This window comes from Spirosoma terrae, from assembly GCF_010435915.1.
Classification (GTDB): Bacteria; Bacteroidota; Bacteroidia; order Cytophagales; family Spirosomataceae; genus Spirosoma; species Spirosoma terrae.
On sequence record NZ_JAAFZH010000001.1, the window covers coordinates 871,866 to 891,932 of the forward strand.

The following is a 20,067-nucleotide window of genomic DNA, read 5'->3' on the forward strand; positions in this document are numbered from 1 at the left end:
TTGTCCTATACGCCATGTCTCAAAGACATGGCGTATAGGACAAACCTTACTCCTGGTTGGTGGAATCTGCCGGAACAACCGTCGTGATTGTTGTGCTGGCTGCGGGCGTAGTAGCTGATTTGTCCTTGCGGCCAAAAAGAGAGAAATGAACGTAGCGTTTGGGGTGCTCGCGGAAATCAGTCAGAAGTTTTTCGAGGCTTACCGTCGTTTTATTCACGTTGCTATAGAATGCTTCGTCGGAAGCCAGCTTACCAATACTACCACGCCCTTTACTGATGTCGCCCAGAATTTGCTGAAGATTACCGACGGTTTTGTTAACGGTAGCCAGCGTTTGTTTAAGCTGAAGGCCCTGTAAGGAATCGGCGAACGTATCGGCTTTAGCTAAGATCGGCTTTAGCTGTTTTTCGGTTTCGACCAATGACGATGCCAGGTGGTTTACGTTAGCCAGCGTTGCCTGGAGCGCGGCCCGGTTTTCAGAAACCGTTAGACCCAGGGTACCAACGGTAGCATTAGCGCTTTTAAGCGTTTGGTTCAGCATAACGCCCGTCTGATCGAACTGAGCAACCACTCGATTCAACTGAAAGGTTAGTGAATCCACATTGTTAAGAACCGGCAGGGTTTTTTCGCGGATGAGGGCCGATAAGCCAGATTCTTTAGTGGCTACCAACGTACCACCATCTTCCAGGACAGGAGCGCCAGGGTTGATGGTAAGCTGAATCACTTTTCCGCCCAGAAGACCATCGTCGCCCAGAATGGCTTTGGTACCCTGGGTAACCCGAATATCTTTTCGAAGCTCCAACGTAACGAGTAGCTTATTAGCCTGATCCTGTAGAATTTCAATGCTTTTTACCTGCCCGACCGATAAACCATTGATGCGTACGGGATTAGATGGAGTTAGTCCGTCAATATTATCGTAAGTGACCTGGTACTTGCGGGTAGAGGAAAAAAAATCAGAACCTTTCAGAAATTCAAATCCAAAGTAAAACATCGTCAAGACGATGACAGCGAACAAGCCAACTTTTGCTTCCTGCGAAATTTTCATGCGTATGTGAAGGTGAACAGCCTATCAGGCCGCGCAAGCCATTTGATTAAGGGTATAACCAACTTTAGCCTGCGTTTGTCCCGCAAAGATGGGATTTTCGACCATTAGTAAGTACGCAAAGTGATCAGCGGTACGTATAAGTGCCGTTTGCCTTACTTTAGGGTTAATCGGAGGTCTCAATTTCCTCTTTGTATTGAGCGAATGCTTTATAAATAGCCGACGAAATTTCGTCCTGACCTTCCTCTGACCGTAAATAATTTTCTTCGGTTGGATTGGTTAGATAACCCGATTCGATCAGCACGCTCGGCATCGTCGCTTTCCACAAGACAATAAAACCCGCCTGCTTGACACCGTTGCTTTTCCGGTCGGCATTTCGGCGAAAACTACGCTCAATTTTTTCGGCAAAGTTGATGCTGCTTCCAATAAAGGCGTGTTGGTAGTTTGCCAGCATGATTGTAGCCAATGGCGAGTTCGGGTTGAAGCCCTTATAGGTTTGCTGATAGTTTTTTTCCTGCAAAATAACTGCGTTCTCCCGGCGTGCTACGTCGAGGTTTTGCTGGGTCTTGTGTAAACCCAGGGTGTAGGTTTCAGTGCCGTATACCTGACTGCTCGATGGACTAGCATTGCAGTGAATGGAAATAAAAAGATCGGCTCGATTCCGGTTCGCAATAGCCCCTCGTTCATATAAATCGACGAAGTGGTCCGACGAACGAGTATAAATAACCCGAATATTTGGATGGTTCTTCTTAATTTTCCGTCCCAATTGCAAAACGAGCGCCAGATTGACGGTTTTCTCTTTGACGTAACGCCCGTGTGTGCCGGGATCTTTACCGCCATGACCAGCATCGAGAATAACTGTTCGGAGTTGATTCGGTGCAGCCGCAGTTTCACTTTCCTGTTGCTCGGCCCGGCGTACAGTATCCTGGTTTACATCCTGCAAAAGCGATTGCTGAGCAGGTAGCACGGTCAGTGCCAGAAGAGGCAAAGAAACCAGAACGAGTGTTGTTACTATTCCGGGAGAAGGAACCGAAAATTGAACACTCGTTGATTTAATAATTTTTAACAGCTGAAAACGTTTCAAGGCAATAGCGGGATAACTGTTCGTGAATACCTTTGTAAGCCATAGGTTTAATACCGCTTTGGCAAATATAATTTTTTTGATAAAACTCAAAATAGGACACTTTATTTTACGGTCCCCGTTTATACGAGTTATCATCTGTCTCCTTTGGTCGTTTTGGGCGCTATCGGCGTTAGGACAGAATCAGCCGACATCAAAGCCGTCGACTCAAACGACCGTACCCCAAAAAACAACGTCTAGCAAAACAACGGCTACGTCAGGTACAACAATAACGACAAAACCGGCTTCACAGACTGCGCTTAAGGCAAAAACTACGCTACGGTCCGGAATTGTGTCGCCAAATATAGTTAGACCGGAAAGCTTAACCACTATTGGCAACGATTCGCTCCGGGTGGCTGCCGGCGATACGTCGAAAGCTGATTCGCTGAAAAGCGCTGACTCCTTTGCCACAACGGTTAAGTATCAGGCTAAAGACTCGACGATTTACGCGGCTGACGGCCAGACAGTTGAGTTGTTTGGCGATGCTAGCGTTACCTATGGCGATATATCGCTTAAGGCCGACTACATCCGCCTGAACTACCTGACCAACGAGGTTTACGCCAAAGGTCGTTATGATTCAACAACGAGCAAATGGATCGGCCGACCTATTTTTCAGGATGGAGAGGGCAAATATGATACCAAAGAAATTCGGTATAATTTCAAATCGAAAAAAGGCAAGATTCAGGGGGTTATCACGCAGCAGGGAGAAGGAAATATTCGTGGTCAGAACGTAAAGAAAGACGCTGAAGACAATTTATATATTGGGAAGGCAATCTATACAACCTGTAATCTGGCTACTCCTCACTTTCATATCAACGCCAGCAAACTGAAGGTCATTCATAACAAACAAGTGGTAGCTGGCCCATTCAATCTGGTTATCAATCAGGTGCCATTGCCCATTGGGTTGCCGTTTGGTTTTTTCCCGTTCCCGAAAAAGAAAGATATTGGTGTATCGGGAATCATTGTGCCGACCTATGGCGAGGAGCCGAACGGCCGAGGCTATTATCTGCGCGATGGGGGCTACTATTGGGCTGTTAACGAAAATCTGGGGCTGCAGTTCAAAGGTCAAATTTATTCGCGGGGGAGCTGGGGACTTGGCGTGTCGTCGGCGTACAATAAACGATATCGCTATAGCGGTGGGGTAAATCTGCAATTCAACCGCAACCGCTCCGGCGACCGGGTAGATACAACGCAGACACCACGTAACGATTTTTCGTTTACCTGGGCTCATACACCCGTACCGCGTGGTCGAGGGAGTTTTTCGGCCAACGTGAACGTCAGTAGTAATAGTTATAACCAGTTCAATTCCAATACTGGCACCAATGCTTACATCTCGAACGTAGCGGGATCTTCGGTACAGTATAGCCGTCAGTTTGGGCAGTATGCCCGCGCCGGAGCCAATGTTCGGGTGAATCAGCAGTTTGGACAGATTAACCGAGTTACGGGCGTTCGCGAAAACGGTAAAACAGACGTATCGTCCGATTTTAACTTTGGTATCAACCAGATCGCGCCGTTTGCCTTGAAAGGTGGTACGGGGCGCTGGTATGAGAGTTTCCGGGTTGGTTTGGATGTCAGCGGGTCAATCGGTGTCAGCAATACCATTCGTACTCAGGTTGATACGAGCGGCTTAGGATTTCCGGTTATTACCAATTTGGCGGTGATCAATGCCGTTCAGCGCGCTATTGACAGTGCGGCACGAGCAGCCGCTATTGCACGGGGCGAGGTAGTTCGAGACCCGAACCTGATTCCGTTCGATATGGACAATTTAGACCGGATTTGGGCAAACCGAACTATCCAGGCGCAATACAGTATCCCTATTTCGCTGCCTAACTTTAAGCTGCTACGTTATATCAACTTAACACCGGGCTTCTCGCTCCAGGGAAACATTTACACGAAGAAGCTTACGTATAATTATGAGGGCTATACCAATGGGGTTGGTGTTGACCCTGTTACGGGGAATTACTATCGGGATGCGGTCCGAATCGATACGGCGCGAGGTTTCTTTCCTTCCTATAATTTCTCGGCTAACCTGAGTATGAATACACGTTTCTACGGTACGTATTTTATTCGGGGGAAACGGATCGAGGCTATTCGGCACACGGTTGCGCCAACTATCTCGTTCAGCTATATTCCTAATTTTACAAATCCATCGTTCGGGCAGTTTCAGGTTTTACCGGGTGTGGGCAGTCTGGCAAACCTCAGCGAATATCGACGGACTCTGTCGGTGTTCAGGGGGTTGGGAGGTAGTACGGCCAGTACGGAATCGGCGTTTATTTCATTCGGGATCGTAAACCAGCTCGAGATGAAGGTGCGCTCCCGTGGTGATTCAACGGGGCAGGATTTTAAGAAGATTCCTATTTTCGACAATATCAGTATTACCGGAAGCTACAATATGCTGGCTGAAGAGTATAAGCTCTCGCCGATTTCGATCAGCGCCAATACGCAGATATTCAAGAACGTCAGCTTTAACCTGTCGTCTACGTTTGATCCGTACGCCACACGGCCTTATGGTGGCACAGCGTACTACGCGCTTATGGCTGCTACATCGGGGGCTGCGGCTATTCCGGGTAATACGTATTCGCAATATCTGCTTCAGGTGCTCGGCTATTCTGATCAGCAGTATGCACGGGTGCCACAGGTCTATGCCATTCAGGCTGGGCAGGGACTGGCGCGGTTAACGAATTTGCAGGCTTACGTAAGTACGCGATTTGCGCCCAAGCAGGCCGATAAAAAGAAAACCAGCCCTAATGCGTCGGATGCGACCATGAAGGCCATCAACAACAATCCTGAGTTATACGTTGATTTCAATATTCCCTGGTCGATCAATGTGAGCTATACATTCGGATTGACCAAGCTGACGCCGGAGATTTCGCAGGTTATCCAGGCATTGACCCTGACGGGTGATTTGAGCCTGACGCCCAAGTGGAAAATTACGTTCAACACGGGCTACGACTTCCAGTTCAAGAGCCCAACACTGACCACAATCGGCATTAACCGCGATCTTCACTGCTGGGAAATGGCCTTCAACTGGACGCCCTATTCGGGAAGCAATATTCGTTCGGGGAACTACTCCTTCGATTTACGCGTACGGTCGTCTATTCTTCAGGAGCTTAAACTCAGCCGTCGCCGTAGCTTCTACGACAATGGCGGGTTTTATCAGTAGAAAAGTTTATAGTTTGTAGTTTATGGTTTATGGTTTTCGGTTTATAGTGGCTGACGCCAGATACTTGCTGACGCATCAGTTACTATAAACCGAAAACTATAAACTCTAAACCATAAACTATAAACTTTTTTAATCCTGTTCCTCATTCACGGGCTCATTCATAATGGTATGGCCCATTTTGTCCCGTTTGGTACGTAAGTAGCGTTCGTTGTATGGATTGGATGGAATCTCAATAGGAACCGTTTCCACTATTTCCAGTCCATAGCCCATCAGGCCAGCCCGTTTTTTAGGGTTATTGGAGATGAGCCGCAGCTTACGAACACCGAGGTCGCGGATAATCTGAGCGCCAACGCCGTAGTTACGGGCGTCCATGGGTAATCCTAAGTCCAGATTAGCCTCCACCGTATCGCGGCCCATTTCCTGAAGTTTGTAGGCTTTCAACTTGTTAAGCAGACCAATACCACGACCTTCCTGAAACATATACACAACGACACCTTTGCCTTCAGCTTCAACCATCTCCATGGCCGTATGAAGTTGACCTCCACAGTCGCAACGGCAGGAACCAAAAATGTCGCCTGTCACGCACGATGAGTGCACACGTACCAGGATGGGTTCATTGGGTTCCCAGGAACCTTTCACCAGGGCGAGATGCGTATCGCCGGTGTCGTTCTGCTGATAAGCAATCAGGTCGAAGTGGCCCCATTCGGTGGGCATATCAACACCAATTTCGCGACGTATCAGTGTTTCAGTACGTAGTCGGTATTCGATTAAATCCTGAATGCTGATCAGTTTCATCCCGAACCGATCGGCCATCACCCGTAGTTGCGGCAGGCGGGCCATCGTACCATCTTCATTCAGTACTTCGATCAGAACACCGGCTGGTGATAAACCAGCCAGACGGGCCAGATCAATGGCTGCTTCCGTATGGCCAGCCCGACGTAGCACACCGCCTTCGGCCCCACGTAGCGGGAAAATGTGTCCTGGCCGACCGAGTTCTTCGGGTTTGATGTTCGGGTCGACCAGGGCCCGCAGTGTGCTGGCCCGGTCAGAGGCCGAAATGCCCGTTGTACAGCCGTACCCCAGCAAATCAACGGACACCGTAAAAGGCGTCGTATGAACAGACGTGTTACTGGTGACCATCATATCGAGGCCAAGCTCATCGCAACGTTCCTGGGTAAGGGGAGCACACATAAGGCCCCGGCCTTCACGAACCATGAAATTGACCATTTCAGGCGTAACCAGCTCGGCTGCGCAGATCATATCGCCTTCGTTTTCGCGATCTTCATCATCCACTACCAGAATAATTTTGCCTGCTCTAATGTCGGCAATAGCGTCTTCAATACGATCCAATCGGATAGGCGCCAGGCCTGATTCTGTTGGCTCGGTTCCGGTAATGTTGGTATTATTATTGCTCATTGGTTTGTTCGATGCGTGTAGCCAATGTATCTTTAAATTTTCGGTACAAGTTTATGCTTTTCGTTTTTAAGGTTCCTAAAAAGCGTGCGTGCATAAGCTTATATGCCTGAAAACTGTTTTTAAGAAAGATACGTTTCGTTGGACGCGAAAATGTCCGCTGAGTCGTTTCTAGGGATAGAAACTCTCTTAACAACTATACTTGATAAAACCTTTACCCTTGTGCGAATATTACGACCGTGGCCGCTTGATAGTGGGGTTAGAGCCAGATGGATTGCTTTGATCTGGACAGGCTTGTTTGTTGTACTAAGCGTGATTACCCAGGCACAGAATTACTGCGTAAACCCACAAGGTGCGGCTCAGGGCGGCTTTACGTTAGAAAAAGATAGAGTTTGTTTAGGTGATCCCGTTCGAATTACGGCATCCTCCCCCAACGTAGCGAATGTTGGGTATAATTTTGAATACAACGGAAACGGCCTGCCTAGCTCAACGACAAACCAGTCCAATAATCTTTATAACGCTCCTGGTTCATACACGATCATTCAGGTGGGTAGCGGTGGCGGAGCTGCTACAGGTACCATTTTCTGCCGCGTCGTAACGGTACTTCCGCGTAATCCCATAAAATTTACAGCTAAGCCTTGTGCTGGTCGGCAAGTTACTGTTAATGTAGAATTAGATGCTTCTACAGGGCAATATGACAATTTCATTATTAACTGGGGTGATGGTCAAAACAGTGGACCATTTAGTAGAACTGACATAGTTAATCCGCAAACGCATACGTATACCGGGACAATAACAAACCCGACGATCTATATACTGGGTACATACAATGCTCCGGCTAACTGTGGACTTTCTATAGCTGATGCCAGAACGACCCAGCAAACCGTGACACTTACAAGTAATGCATCGGCTCCTATTATTAATGAGCTCACTACTACTGGCGATAATACGATAACGATACGCTATCAGGCAACGGGTACTGTCCAGTTATTACAGAAGGATGCTTCGGGGATCTTTGCGCCGAATGGGCAGACGGGCACCGGCTCTGGTACGTTTACGGTGCAGGCTAATACCAAACAAGTGCAATGCTTTCAGATTCAAAACCAGGATGCCTGTAGCAATACAGCTACCAGTAAATCCGATCAGGTTTGTAGTCTGGTACTGGACGCTAAAGCGGCTAGCAAACAGAACGATTTATCGTGGCCAGCCTATAGCGGCAGTGGGTCAGTAAGGCGTTACACTGTTTCCAAAGGAGGTAGCCCAATCGGTTCCATCGTTAATCCGTCAGCTTCGTCTTATTCCGATAATAACAACATTAAATGCGGAGTGCAGTATTGTTATAGTATCGAAGCGACGGTTACGGGCACCGCTCAGGCAATTGTTAAGTCGAATCAGGCCTGCGTAACGGGTATCGATAATGAGCCATTAGAACCCTTCACTAATGTTTTGGTCTCTGTTGAAAATGATAAACCGCGTATCGTTGCTACGTTACCAGCTACCGCTACGTCGGCGAGTTACACGATGACAATTAGCCGATCGTCGAGTCCAACGGGTCCTTTTCAGGTAATTGGAACAACGAATCAGAACGTTTTTACCGATGAGTCGGCTAATGTGTCGAGCGGGGCTTATTGTTATCAACTAACGTACCAGACGGGTTGTGGACAAGTATCGGCTCCTTCAGCAACAGTTTGTACCGTGTTTTTGTCTTCCCAGTCATCGTCGGGTATCGATTGGACGACTGGTTCGCCGTTTACTCCGGCAGCTATAGATAGTTACTCACTGGAAATAGTCGATTCAGTTAATAATACAAAACGGGAAATTTCGATGGGTGGCAATACCCATTATGAACCCGACCCCGCTGATCCGACCCTTCAATCGCAACGCTATCGAGTAGTTACCGTGTCTAGTACGGGGGTGGTTAGTTACTCTAACTTCTTTACATTCCGGCGCGATCCGAAAATTCTGGTGCCCGATGCCTTTACGCCCAATGGCGATGGAACGAATGATACGTTCCTGGTAAAAGGAATTTATGTCGATCAGTTCAGGATGACGATTTTTAGTCGATGGGGCGAACCTATCTTTACAACCGATGATAGAACGCGGGGGTGGGATGGTACGATTAACGGGCAATTGGCTAATCCGGGACAGTATATGTACAGGATTGAAGTGATTGACCTGACCAACCAGAAAACTGTTCGAACCGGAGCGTTGTTACTAATACGATAAGGGTAGCGTTAGCTTAATGCCCAGTAATTACTAGAGAAATAGACGATGAATTTTAATATGATGGATATGTTCGGGAAAATGAAAGAAGTTCAGTCCCGGATGAAAGAAGCGCAGGAAGGGCTTGGGGTCGTTACGGAAACCGGCGAATCAGGTGCCGGATTAGTTAAGGTGACTGTCAATGGTCTGAAAAACGTGCTGAAAATTGAGATCGATGCTGATCTGATCAAGCCCGACGATAAAGAAATGCTTCAAGATCTTATTGTGGCGGCTACCAACAAAGCCATGGCTAATGTCGAAACCAAAGCCCGTGAACATCTCCGCCAGGCCACCGAAGGATTGTTACCCAACATTCCTGGCCTGAATCTGGATGGGCTAATGGGATAAAAGTGTTTAAGTTTGCAGTTTACAGTTGACCAGCGCAGGACTTCTTGCGGTTTGTAAGCTGTAAACTGTACGGACTATTCCGTGAAAACTGTAAACTCTCTTTGTGGATACCCTCGCAATCGTTATTCTGAATTATAACGGTCAGTCATTTTTAGCTAAGTTTCTGCCAACAGTTATTGCCCATGCCGAAGGACATCCGATCTACGTAGCGGATAGCGCGTCGACGGATGGGTCAGTTGCTTTCGTTCGCGCTAATTTCCCCGCCATTCGCCTGATTGAGCTGCCTTATAATGGCGGTTATGCGGGGGGGTATAATATGGCGCTCGACCATATTCGAACGCATTACGGTGGTGCTACGTACTACGTTCTGCCTAACTCCGATATAGAAGTAACTCCTGGCTGGATTTCACCCGTGTTGTCGTTGCTGGAAGTCAATCCACACATTGCAGCCTGTCAGCCTAAAATTCTGTCGTATAGCGAGCGTACTATGTTCGAGCATGCGGGGGCTGCGGGTGGTTTTGTTGATTGGCTCGGGTATGTTTTCTGTCGGGGTCGCGTGTTTGCTACGTTCGAGGCCGACCACGGGCAGTACGACAACAATCGATCGATTTTTTGGGCTACCGGAGCCTGTTTATTTATACGTAGCGATTTGTTTCATCGAGTCGGCGGTTTTGATACTTCTTTTTTCGCTCACATGGAAGAAATCGATTTATGCTGGCGATTACAGCGACTTGGCTACGAAATATGGGCCTGTGGTCAGTCGACGGTCTATCATGTTGGTGGAGGGACGCTACATAAGTCAAACCCGCACAAAACGTATCTGAACTACCGGAACAGTTTGTTTATGCTCTATAAGAACTGGCCTGCCGATGGCTGGTTATGGGGTAAGTTGCTGCTACGATTGATTATGGACGGCGTGTCGTCGTTGCTGTTTTTGAAAGTGGGTCAATGGCGCGATGTTCTGGCTATTATTCGGGCACATTTCGCCTTTTATGGGCAACTGCCCCAGCTACATAAACAACGGAAGCTGTTATTGAGCCAGCAAAAGAAGGCCGTTTCCCTTTATCCCAAAAGTATTGTCTGGGCGTATTTTGTGAAGGGCAAAAAGACGTTTAATGCAATGGAGTAGTACGTATGCGATAGGATGTATTACGTACTGGAACCCATCTATCGGATCTATAGCATAGAGTTTACATCATACTTCGCTACAGTTCCCAGATGGTAGGGTGGGCATGACGACGAAGATGCTTGTTCATTTCCATCCAGAATGCCAGAATCAAGTATAAGACGACTGGGGAGCCCAGCGTAAGAAAGGAAGTGTAGATGAAGTATAGCCGAATGCTGCTGGCCGAAATATTCATTTTCTCGCCCAGGACTGAACACACGCCAAAGGCATGCTTCTCGACAAAATACCTGAGTTTATCCATGCTTAGTTAGCTTGTCTATGAACGTTAACGAGTCAGTACAGAATTCATTGTACGAATAAAACTAACGTACCAAATCAATAGAATGTTTGCCGTTTACACAGAAATTCATATCTTTTTAGTAAAACTACCTAAAAAAACATTCGTTTCGCCTTGTGTTTGGAACAAATTTATTTACTTTGTGTTGTAGCGTGGGCAGGAGTTATATAAAATTCTTGTCTATCTATTGACAACAAAGTCCGTTGAGTGTCAGCCAAGTGTTCCGTGCATTGTATACTTTGGTGCCTGTTTCGCGTCCTTTGTTACTCTATATCCCTTTGTATGTTTAATTAGTTTAATTTTTTTTAGTTTTATGCAAACAGGTGTAGTAAAGTTTTTTAACGAAAGCAAAGGCTACGGATTTATCGTTGAAGATGACACCAACCGGGACATTTTCGTCCACATCACGGGTCTCAACGGAATCACTATCCGCGAAAAGGATCGGGTGCAGTTTGAAGTAGTTGACGGTAAAAAAGGCCTCAACGCTGTTAAGGTGAAGAAAATTGAGTCGGAGTACTAAATCAATCTCCGACAACGAGATAAAAAACCCCGCCCATGCAGTGAGCGGGGTTTTTCTATTGCCTACGCTTCCTGCCCAGTCCAGCTACGTACATCCGCAATGGCTGGCATCGGCACATCCATTTTGAGTTTCTTCCGAACGCCACCTAAATCGTTGAACAGCTTGTTGGGATTAGCCGTACGCAACTGTTCTACCGTTAGGAAGCCAAGTTTTTGCAGAGCTGGAACCCACTCGGCCGGAACACCAGCCTCTACATAATCACTTTCCGACGATTGTTCCAGTTTCTTTTCCGGGCGCATCTGCGGGAAGAACAATACGTCCTGAATAGAAGGCTGGTTAGTCATAATCATCGTCAGCCGGTCAATGCCCAGACCAACACCAGCCGTTGGCGGCATACCGTATTCCAGCGCACGCAGGAAGTCTTCATCCAGCGCCATAGCCTCTTCATCACCCCGTTCGGCCAGCCGTAACTGATCCTCGAAACGTTCGCGCTGATCGAGCGGATCGTTCAGCTCCGAATACGCATTGGCAATTTCTTTCCCGTTACAAATAGCTTCGAAACGCTCAACCAGGCCGGGTTTACTACGGTGTTTTTTCGTCAGCGGAGACATCTCAACGGGATAGTCCGTGATAAATGTTGGCTGAATCAAATTCGGTTCGCAGGCATCGCCGAATAACTCATCGATCAGTTTCGATTTGCCCATCGTGCTGTCGACTTTAATACCCCGGCTTTCGGCCACCTGGCGAAGTTCATCCTCGCCCATCGCTGATACGTCGACACCCGTATATTCCTGAATCGCTTCGAACATAGTCAGGCGTTTCCAGGGGCGTTTGAAATCGATGACATTTTCGCCGACCGTTACTTTGGTGGTTCCTGCTACGTCCAGCGCTACTTTTTCGACCATTTCTTCGATGGTATCCATCATCCAGATATAGTCTTTGTAGGCAACGTAGAATTCTACCTGCGTAAACTCAGGATTGTGAGTCCGGTCCATGCCTTCATTGCGGAAGTCCTTGGCGAATTCGAATACACCATCATAACCACCCACGATCAACCGTTTTAAGTACAGCTCATTGGCAATCCGCATGTAGAGCGTCATGTCCAATGTGTTATGGTGCGTACGGAATGGCCGGGCCGTGGCGCCCCCGTGAATTGGCTGTAAAATCGGGGTTTCGACCTCCAGGTATCCTTTCTGACTCAGGAATTGGCGGATCGAGTTGACCAGTTTCGTTCGTTTGACGAACACGTCGCGTACGTGTGGGTTAACGATCAGGTCTACGTAGCGCTGACGGTACCGCTGCTCAGGATCGGTGAACGCATCATACGTTTCCTTTTCGCCTTTTTCGTTGATCACCTCTTTCACAACGGGCAGCGGACGTAGCGATTTGTTCAGAATTTTAAATTCTTTGACATAAACCGATAGTTCGCCGGTTTTGGTGGTGAATATATGGCCCCGTACGCCGATGATATCGCCAATGTCGAGGAGTTTTTTGAAGACCGTATTGTAGAGGGTTTTGTCTTCACCGGGGCAAATATCGTCGCGCCGGAAATAGACCTGAATACGGCCCGTAGCGTCCTGCAATTCGGCAAACGATGCGCTGCCACTGATGCGAATGATCATTAAACGGCCTGCCAGCTGAACATTGCCCCAGCGTTCATCGCCCGATAAATCCATCTCGGACGTAATAGCTGTTTCGGGGCCATCGGGCTGGAAGTTTGCCCGGATATCGGCAACCGTAGTGGTTACGTCAAACAATTCGGCAGGATAAGGGTCGATACCCATCCGCATCAATTCTTCGCGTTTTTGTCGGCGATTTACTTCTTGTTCACTCAGCATATCTGAATTCTGCCAGTATCTGGGCAGGATTTATCTTTATACAGGTATAGTCTTTAGGGATTGGTCTACCAAAGAAATAGGGCGCAAAAATAACGAAAAGGATTGGCGTTTACAGAGATAAGCGCAAATTGGCAATAGCAGAATGATTCTTCCGGTGGAAATTGAACTGGCAGTACGTTCAAATTTTTCTAAAAGTTGATCCTGGCCTGCCTTAATTTAGGGGCTAATTAAGCAAACCTTACCACCATGAATTATCTGCGTACTTTATTGCTTCTGGGTTTTCTGGCTGTTATACGACAAGCTGTTTGGGCGGCTAAAATTGATACGGTCGATACGTATAGCGCTTCGATGAAGAAAACGATTAAAGCCGTTGTTATGACGCCAGATTCGTACGCAAACGACAACGAATTGCCGGTCTTATACGTATTGCACGGTTATAGCGGTAACTACGGCGATTGGGTGAAAAAAGCCCCGAATATTCACAAGCTGGCCGATTTATACCAGATGATTATAGTATGCCCCGACGGTAATTTCGGGAGCTGGTACTGGGATAGCCCCGTTGATCCGTCGTTCAAATACGAAACCTACGTAGCAGATGAGCTTGTTACCTGGATCGATAGTCACTACAAAACCGTCAAAAACCGGTCGGGGCGCGCCATCACAGGCTTAAGTATGGGTGGCCATGGTGCTTTATTTCTGGCCTTCAGGCATCAGACAGTTTTTGGGGCGGCAGGCAGCATGAGTGGCGGTGTCGATATCCGTCCCTTTCCGAATAACTGGGACATGGCCAAGCGATTAGGTACGTATGCGCAGTTCCCCGAGCGTTGGGAGCAAAACACCGTCATCAACCTGCTGCACTTGCTGACCCCAGGTTCGCTGGCATTACTGATCGATTGTGGTACAGAGGATTTTTTCTATCGGGTCAATACGAATCTTCACGAGAAAATGCTGGAACGGAATATTGCCCACGACTACATAACCCGGCCGGGAGCGCATAACTGGGCTTACTGGAACAATGCCATTACGTATCAGGCGTTGTTTATGCGTCAGTTTTTCGATAAAACCAAGGCCAATTAACGTGGTTGACGGACAAACTGCGCGTCATTTTTTTACAAAAGCCATAGGTCAATCCTATGGCTTTTGGTCAATTTTTGCCTTTCTCTGGCTGTTAATCAGTTGTGAGCCTTCTTCTTCTCCGAAGCAGCTAACCCCCGCTTTTTATCATTGGAAAGCGGTCTATAAGCCAGGGCTGACCGATAAAAAAGTAATGAGTGAGGTTAACGCGAAACGACTTTACCTTCGTTTTTTCGATGTCGACTGGGATGTTGCCAAACGTCAGCCTGTACCAAAAGCGGTAGTGCAGTTTGTCGAACGACCGGCGGGGCTGACCGTAATTCCTACTGTCTTCATCACTAACCGAACTATGTTATCATTGTCTGCGTCGGACGTAACGGGGCTGGCCCAGCGTATGGTTATGAAAATGCAGCAGATCGCTAAAGAGCAACAGATTCAGATTAATGAAGTCCAACTGGATTGCGATTGGTCGCCGGGAAGCCGCGATCGGTATTTTGCGTTATTAACTGCGGTGAAAAAACAACTGGGTCTGCCCGTATCGGCTACCATCCGACTTCATCAGATTAAGTACGCTGATCGAACGGGCGTGCCGCCCGTGGATCGGGGTATGCTGATGTTTTATAATATGGCCGACTGGAAAGAGGAAACTACGTACAATTCTATTCTGGATATGGACGTAGCGAATCGCTACATCGGTTTTATCGAAAAATATCCCTTGCCGCTCGACGCGGTACTACCCTTGTTCCGGTGGACAATTGTGTATCGTCAGGGGCGTTTTCTGACTATTCTAAATAACGTAACGCGGTCGCAGTTGATACGTAGCACTTTGCTTAAAACCCAGGCTGATACCAATCGGTTTGTAGCTCTGCACGATACCACAGCGTTTGGCATATCAGTACGTTCCGGCGATTTGCTACGTTCCGAAGCCTGCAGTCAGCAGGCGTTAATGCAAGCACGGCAGGCGCTGCTGAGCCGAATCCACAACCAACAACTTACGTTTGCTTTGTACCATCTCGATAGCACTGTTCTTATTCCTTATCCTCATGATTTCCTCCAGACGCTCCTCAAACCGATTAAGACGCCTTAGTTTATCGATTGGTATTTTGCTGGCCTTTGCCTGCGGGCCGGGATTATTCGACGAGAATGAGTTCCTGAGTTATTTTCTGCCGGAAAGCAGCCAGACGCGGCCGCAGGATCGGCGATACTTTTTCTCTCCCAATCTGTATAGCACCGAAGACCCCGCCGATACACTCAAGCCGGATGATAATCTGAAGGCCTGGGCAAGTTATGCAGGAAGCAGCGTATCTATGGCCTCTGTTGCAAAAGTGCTTTATGATGCGGATGAAAGCCGTTCGAATCCGTTTTATGCTCAATTGGTCCGGAGCCATGCGCCTGCCCTTACGTATCTGCAACTAGCTCATAAGGCCGAAAAGGCAAGCGGAGGTGGCGATATGTGGAATCCAGTTCCGGCCGACACAACTCAGTTAACACAATTACTTGCTGAAGCCAAAGCAGCCTATGCGCAGACGGCTGACCCGTTCCTGAAAGAACGCTACGCCTTTCAGGCGGTTAAACTGGCCGACCAGATAGGGGAGATCGATCAGTCAATTACGCTTTATGATCAGCTAGTGGGTCCGATTAGTCAGAAATCGTTTATCAGCGATTGGGCGTTAAGCCGTCATGCGGGTGCTACGTTAGCGAAAGGCGATACGGCCCGGGCCATTTATGAATTTGCCCAGGTGTTTGACCGGTGCCCATCCCGACGTGCGCAGGCCGAATCCAGCCTGCGAATTCATGGGATTCGTTTTCGGGAAGAAGCGCTGACATTTGCTCGTAACGATCAGGAAAAAGCCGCTGTGTATGCGATTTGTGCCATTCAGCCCAGGCAGGATGCACTCCCCCTTCTGGAAAAACTGGTTGAGCTGGCTCCGCAGAATCCGTTGGTTGAGTTAACGATGACGCGGGAAATTAACCGCAATGAATACTTTTTTCTATCGGATCAAAATCCCATTTACGGGTATGATGATGCGAGCCGCCGGGATTCGCTGGCTTTTGAAGATCGTAAAAAAAGCTCGCTGACTTACGCCGAAAAACTACGTGAGTTTGCGCTGAAATCGGCTGATAATAAACAACTGAATGACCCCGCTTTCTGGCTGACAGCGGCTTCGTATCTGGCTTATCTGGATAAAGATTATACCGATGCTACGTCGATTCTGGATAAAGCGGCTCTGGCTACTACAACGAATAACGAGCTGAAAAAACAGATTTCGTTGCAGCGGATGTTGTTGCTGGCCGCTCAGACTGAAGCGATCACGCCCGAAACCGAAACGAAGCTTATCGGCTATCTGGAAGAGTTTGGGAATAGGGAGAATTTTCGGTTCAACAATGCTTTTGTAGCAGTTTGTAAGCAGTTTTCGGAGTTGTACCTGCATGGCAGCAACGGAGCCAAATCGAGTGGTTGGCTATCTGGTTGTAGCCGGTCGAAGGAGAAAGCTGCTGGTGGAGCCGCCGTAGCTAAATCGTATCTGCTAACCATGCTGACATCGTCGCAGTTGAACAAGAGTGGGGCGTATGTGAACGTTAATACCGATCAGCTGGAAATCGAAGATACAACATCGGCGTCAACAGTACAGCAGGTCGTTGCTTTTGCGGAACAGCCTAACGCGACTGATTTTGATAAACGCCTGTTGACACTAACGGGCTTTGATGCCGACTATCTGAATACGTTATTAGGCCGTCGGTTATTGGCCGAACACCGGTATAAAGAAGGCGGTGAGGCTTTGGCTAAAGTAACCCCCAAGGTCTGGAAAGAAGATCCGTTTACTACGTATTTCGATAAAAATCCGTTCGAGGTGCCGCCGACAAACAAGGAGCTATCTCCGCCAAATCCGTATACACCCGTTCAGTTTGCACAACGTATGGCTCAACTCCAAAGCCAGGTGGGGCAGGCAACGGGCGATGACGCGGCTAAGATGTATTATGAATTAGGATGTGGTGCTTATAATCTCAGTTGGTTTGGTAATGCCTGGTTACTTGTCAAACGCTCCCGGAGTTCGGCGGAGTTGGGGGTAGCCTTGTACGCTACAAACCGATCCGGTGAGTTGGAACGTAGCAGCCAGCGCCTGATGAAAACACCTTACTATTCCACCGAGCCCGCTAAAGCATTTTTTGAGCAGGCCATGAAGCTGGCGAAACAACCCGAGCTGGCAGCAAAAGCGTGTTACATGGCCGCCCGCTGTGAACAGAACGAACTAGCGATTCGCCTGGCTATCGAAGAGGTGAAACGTGGCTATGCCGACTTTGACGAGAAAGCTCAGCGTGATTTAAGCCGTAAACTTCGGCGCGAGCAATACGGGCAATACTTCGCCCGATTGTCACACGAGTACGGCAAAACCCAGTTTCAGTCCGAAATGCTACGTGAGTGCGCTACGTATGCCGATTATGTGGCTAACAGGCCGTAGTGACTATCATTTCTTTTTTTCAGAATCAGCCGGGCAACATTGTCCGGCTGATTTCTTTTTATACCTACCAATTCGTCCTAAAAAACTGGGGTCTACAATGTTCCTGGCGACCGTTTATACAAATTCGTAGGAGTGTGATCAGGATAATAGCTATTATTGTACTATCAAATTGATATCAAATTCTTACCTACTATTTTATAATCATGAAAGAGAAAGAGCTTACTTCCGTATCCGGCTATTGGTTCCTGCTGATTGGCTTGTCCTGCCTTGTTGCTGGTGGCTTATCAATATTCTATAAGATGCCCATAGTGGCAGCCTTGTTATTGCTGTTGGGCATATTTCTTCTAATGGGAATTATGATCATTTACCCGAATGAAGGGATGGCTGCTACGTTCTTCGGCGATTATGTCGGTACGATCAAGCAAACGGGGCTACGTTGGGTAAACCCGCTGTATAGCAAACAAAAAATAAGTTTACGGGCACGTAACCTGAACGGTCAGACATTGAAAGTGAACGACAAAATGGGAAATCCCATCGAAATAGCCGCCGTGGTTGTCTGGCAGGTATCCGATACTGCCAAAGCATTGTTCGATGTCGATAACTACGTCAATTTCGTGCAGGTGCAATCAGAGGCTGCCGTGCGTTTTTTCGCGAGTTCGCATGCTTATGACAACATGGAAGATGAGCACGAAACGTTTACGTTACGTGACAATACAGGCCAGATTAACCATTTTCTGGAAAAGGAACTGGACGAGCGTCTGAGTCAGGCCGGTGTTCGGGTTATGGAAGCGCGGATCAGTCACCTGGCTTATGCGCCTGAAATTGCCGGGGCGATGTTGCAACGGCAGCAGGCAACGGCTGTCGTATCGGCCCGAAAGCAAATTGTTGAAGGAGCCGTTGGTATGGTTGAGATGGCGTTGACCCGATTGGCCGAAAAAGGTGTTGTTGAACTCGATGAGGAGCGCAAAGCCGCTATGGTGAGCAACCTGCTTGTTGTACTGTGCGGAGAAAAATCAGTCAGCCCGGTCGTGAACGCGGGCACACTCTATCAATAAACTTATCAACGCAATCAGGCCAGGAGCAGAGGGGAAGGTGATTCCTGTCTGAACTCCTGGTCCGATGTTTTTGTATGAATACCAGTTATGGCGGCTGAAAAGAAAGCTTTTATATTACGTATTCAACCCGAAACGCTGAAAGAGCTGGAGCGTTGGGCGCAGGAAGAATTCCGGAGTGTGAATGGGCAAATTGAGTATTTGCTCAATGATGCCCTACGGAAGCGGAAGAAACGTACCAAAAATACGCCAGTCGACGAGTCGGAGAGCACAACAGAAAGTGAGTAAGCAACTAATCCTGACTACTTCTGGCTTCTCGGGCCGAAGCCGTTCGGGGGTCCTGTTGTACTAGCTGATTATAGCGGTCGATGAGAACCAGGCGACCTAGCAGAGAGCGGTCATTGAGATTATGCTTCAGTACGTATTCCCGTAATTCCTGGTCGTAAGAGGTCATCAGCGGCTCGTAGATATCCACAAAAAACTTGTCCAGCGAACGCAGCTTGCCCGCATCGTAGACGAAGTAATCGAAATGTTCCTGATTTTGGGCCATCTGCGGCTGGTCCGCATAATAGGATGGATTGCTGAACGCCTTTTTGAGCAACCCGTGTGGTCGGCGTAAACGACGAACTACCGAAAGAGTACCATCCGTACAGATCTCGAAAAAAGTTTGTCGAGTAGCCTGTTTAGACCGGTTGTCTGGCAAGGCAACAAAATTTCGGTGTTTGTGGATTGTATAATCGAACCAGCCAAACTCATTGACCTGGTGCGCCGAAAACGTGCACAATCGGCCATCGGATTGACGAAGCAGAACCATTTCGGCAGACCAGTTGTAGGAGAGGTCGCCTTCAAGTACGGTTTTATCCCATAAGATGAGTTGACCGGTATGCCAAATTGGATTCGGTAATCCGTATGATGATCGCGAGAGAAGAAAAAATACAATCAGACTGGCGGTTAGTTGTATGTAGACTTTTTTCATAATAGCTAGTAATTAGTCAGGCAGGTGTATTCATGATGCCACCGAACTGGCTCACACTGTGAGACATATGCGGCTTGCTAGCTAAATTAACGAGTTCATAATTGCCTTGTTACCAGCGAAAAAATCGTCCAATTTCTGTTCTTTTGACTATATATAGATGGAATAGAATCGATAGAAGAAAAGTCTACTTGTTTTGTATTTTATGATTTCAGGCTTAGATTAATTCGTGTATAGACATTTATTTTATGGTATAGGCAATTTTGTGATTATTTTGCCTGGGTTGGAATAGTACAAAAAATGCCCTCCTAATAGAAGCGCATTTTTTGTACTATTTGCAG

16 protein-coding genes are annotated in these 20,067 nt (G+C 47.7%); 10 read left to right on the plus strand and 6 right to left on the minus strand.

Annotated elements, in window-relative coordinates; genetic code table 11:
* Nucleotides 1-46: 46 nt before the first annotated feature.
* Nucleotides 47-1,042 carry an MlaD family protein gene (locus tag GK108_RS03835; protein WP_163943001.1) on the minus strand — a complete coding sequence of 332 codons (996 nt, stop codon included), beginning with the start codon at nt 1,040-1,042 and terminating at the stop codon, nt 47-49.
* Between the two features lie 163 nt (nt 1,043-1,205).
* The gene (locus GK108_RS03840; RefSeq protein WP_317166484.1) at nt 1,206-2,096 is read right to left on the minus strand and encodes an N-acetylmuramoyl-L-alanine amidase family protein; all 891 of its coding nucleotides are present in this window, start codon (nt 2,094-2,096) and stop codon (nt 1,206-1,208) included.
* Nucleotides 2,097-2,244: 148 nt separating this feature from the next.
* Between GK108_RS03840 and GK108_RS03845 the strand changes: the two genes are divergently transcribed.
* Nucleotides 2,245-5,322 (plus strand): putative LPS assembly protein LptD, encoded by a 3,078-nt coding sequence (locus tag GK108_RS03845; protein WP_449618952.1) that lies wholly within the window; start codon nt 2,245-2,247, stop codon nt 5,320-5,322.
* A gap of 129 nt (nt 5,323-5,451) precedes the next feature.
* Here the strand turns inward: GK108_RS03845 and GK108_RS03850 are convergent, their stop codons facing one another.
* Nucleotides 5,452-6,738 carry a bifunctional 3,4-dihydroxy-2-butanone-4-phosphate synthase/GTP cyclohydrolase II gene (locus GK108_RS03850; RefSeq protein ID WP_163943006.1) on the minus strand — a complete coding sequence of 429 codons (1,287 nt, stop codon included), beginning with the start codon at nt 6,736-6,738 and terminating at the stop codon, nt 5,452-5,454.
* Between the two features lie 219 nt (nt 6,739-6,957).
* On the opposite strand from GK108_RS03850, the gene GK108_RS03855 reads away from it, so the two are divergent.
* The 3 genes from GK108_RS03855 to GK108_RS03865 all read left to right on the plus strand — a co-directional run bounded on the left by GK108_RS03855 (nt 6,958) and on the right by GK108_RS03865 (nt 10,474).
* Complete coding sequence (locus tag GK108_RS03855; RefSeq protein ID WP_163943010.1) at nt 6,958-8,961, plus strand: T9SS type B sorting domain-containing protein; 2,004 nt, start codon at nt 6,958-6,960, stop codon at nt 8,959-8,961.
* A gap of 45 nt (nt 8,962-9,006) precedes the next feature.
* Complete coding sequence (locus GK108_RS03860) at nt 9,007-9,345, plus strand: YbaB/EbfC family nucleoid-associated protein (protein WP_163943013.1); 339 nt, start codon at nt 9,007-9,009, stop codon at nt 9,343-9,345.
* Between the two features lie 103 nt (nt 9,346-9,448).
* Nucleotides 9,449-10,474, plus strand: coding sequence for a glycosyltransferase family 2 protein (locus GK108_RS03865; protein WP_163943015.1), 1,026 nt, complete (start codon nt 9,449-9,451; stop codon nt 10,472-10,474).
* Nucleotides 10,475-10,550: 76 nt separating this feature from the next.
* Here GK108_RS03865 and GK108_RS03870 read toward each other — a convergent pair whose 3' ends face one another.
* On the minus strand, nt 10,551-10,772 hold the full coding sequence (locus tag GK108_RS03870; RefSeq protein WP_163943017.1) for a PspC domain-containing protein: 222 nt from the start codon (nt 10,770-10,772) through the stop codon (nt 10,551-10,553).
* Between the two features lie 349 nt (nt 10,773-11,121).
* On the opposite strand from GK108_RS03870, the gene GK108_RS03875 reads away from it, so the two are divergent.
* The gene (locus GK108_RS03875) at nt 11,122-11,328 is read left to right on the plus strand and encodes a cold-shock protein (RefSeq protein ID WP_163943020.1); all 207 of its coding nucleotides are present in this window, start codon (nt 11,122-11,124) and stop codon (nt 11,326-11,328) included.
* A 62-nt stretch (nt 11,329-11,390) separates the two neighbouring features.
* On the opposite strand, the gene lysS is transcribed toward GK108_RS03875, so the two are convergent.
* On the minus strand, nt 11,391-13,166 hold the full coding sequence (gene lysS, locus GK108_RS03880) for a lysine--tRNA ligase (RefSeq protein WP_163943021.1): 1,776 nt from the start codon (nt 13,164-13,166) through the stop codon (nt 11,391-11,393).
* 246 nt (nt 13,167-13,412) lie between these two features.
* On the opposite strand from lysS, the gene GK108_RS03885 reads away from it, so the two are divergent.
* From GK108_RS03885 to GK108_RS03905, 5 genes are all read left to right on the plus strand, one after another.
* A complete protein-coding gene (locus GK108_RS03885) occupies nt 13,413-14,243 on the plus strand; it encodes an alpha/beta hydrolase (protein WP_163943023.1) in 831 nt (276 codons plus the stop codon).
* A gap of 1 nt (nt 14,244) precedes the next feature.
* Nucleotides 14,245-15,327 (plus strand): hypothetical protein, encoded by a 1,083-nt coding sequence (locus GK108_RS03890; RefSeq protein ID WP_317166480.1) that lies wholly within the window; start codon nt 14,245-14,247, stop codon nt 15,325-15,327.
* Nucleotides 15,284-17,701: a hypothetical protein gene (locus tag GK108_RS03895; RefSeq protein WP_163943025.1), complete on the plus strand. Its 2,418-nt coding sequence runs from the start codon at nt 15,284-15,286 to the stop codon at nt 17,699-17,701. The genes GK108_RS03890 and GK108_RS03895 overlap by 44 nt, the downstream gene beginning before the upstream one ends.
* 203 nt (nt 17,702-17,904) lie before the next feature.
* Nucleotides 17,905-18,756, plus strand: coding sequence for an SPFH domain-containing protein (locus GK108_RS03900; RefSeq protein WP_163943028.1), 852 nt, complete (start codon nt 17,905-17,907; stop codon nt 18,754-18,756).
* An 87-nt stretch (nt 18,757-18,843) separates the two neighbouring features.
* Nucleotides 18,844-19,041, plus strand: a complete 198-nt coding sequence (locus tag GK108_RS03905; protein ID WP_163943032.1) for a ribbon-helix-helix domain-containing protein — start codon at nt 18,844-18,846, stop codon at nt 19,039-19,041.
* 4 nt (nt 19,042-19,045) lie between these two features.
* On the opposite strand, the gene GK108_RS03910 is transcribed toward GK108_RS03905, so the two are convergent.
* Nucleotides 19,046-19,729 carry a hypothetical protein gene (locus tag GK108_RS03910; protein ID WP_163943035.1) on the minus strand — a complete coding sequence of 228 codons (684 nt, stop codon included), beginning with the start codon at nt 19,727-19,729 and terminating at the stop codon, nt 19,046-19,048.
* Between the last annotated feature and the right edge of the window lie 338 nt (nt 19,730-20,067).

Bases quoted from the DNA above. Each gene is read 5' to 3' on its own strand.
- GK108_RS03835 (WP_163943001.1), bottom strand. From the start codon at position 1,042: ATGAAAATTTCGCAGGAAGCAAAAGTTGGCTTGTTCGCTGTCATCGTC.
- GK108_RS03850 (WP_163943006.1), bottom strand. From the start codon at position 6,738: ATGAGCAATAATAATACCAACATTACCGGAACCGAGCCAACAGAATCA.
- GK108_RS03860 (WP_163943013.1), top strand. From the start codon at position 9,007: ATGAATTTTAATATGATGGATATGTTCGGGAAAATGAAAGAAGTTCAG.
- GK108_RS03870 (WP_163943017.1), bottom strand. From the start codon at position 10,772: ATGGATAAACTCAGGTATTTTGTCGAGAAGCATGCCTTTGGCGTGTGT.
- GK108_RS03875 (WP_163943020.1), top strand. From the start codon at position 11,122: ATGCAAACAGGTGTAGTAAAGTTTTTTAACGAAAGCAAAGGCTACGGA.
- lysS (WP_163943021.1), bottom strand. From the start codon at position 13,166: ATGCTGAGTGAACAAGAAGTAAATCGCCGACAAAAACGCGAAGAATTG.
- GK108_RS03885 (WP_163943023.1), top strand. From the start codon at position 13,413: ATGAATTATCTGCGTACTTTATTGCTTCTGGGTTTTCTGGCTGTTATA.
- GK108_RS03895 (WP_163943025.1), top strand. From the start codon at position 15,284: ATGATTTCCTCCAGACGCTCCTCAAACCGATTAAGACGCCTTAGTTTA.
- GK108_RS03900 (WP_163943028.1), top strand. From the start codon at position 17,905: ATGAAAGAGAAAGAGCTTACTTCCGTATCCGGCTATTGGTTCCTGCTG.
- GK108_RS03905 (WP_163943032.1), top strand. From the start codon at position 18,844: ATGGCGGCTGAAAAGAAAGCTTTTATATTACGTATTCAACCCGAAACG.
- GK108_RS03910 (WP_163943035.1), bottom strand. From the start codon at position 19,729: ATGAAAAAAGTCTACATACAACTAACCGCCAGTCTGATTGTATTTTTT.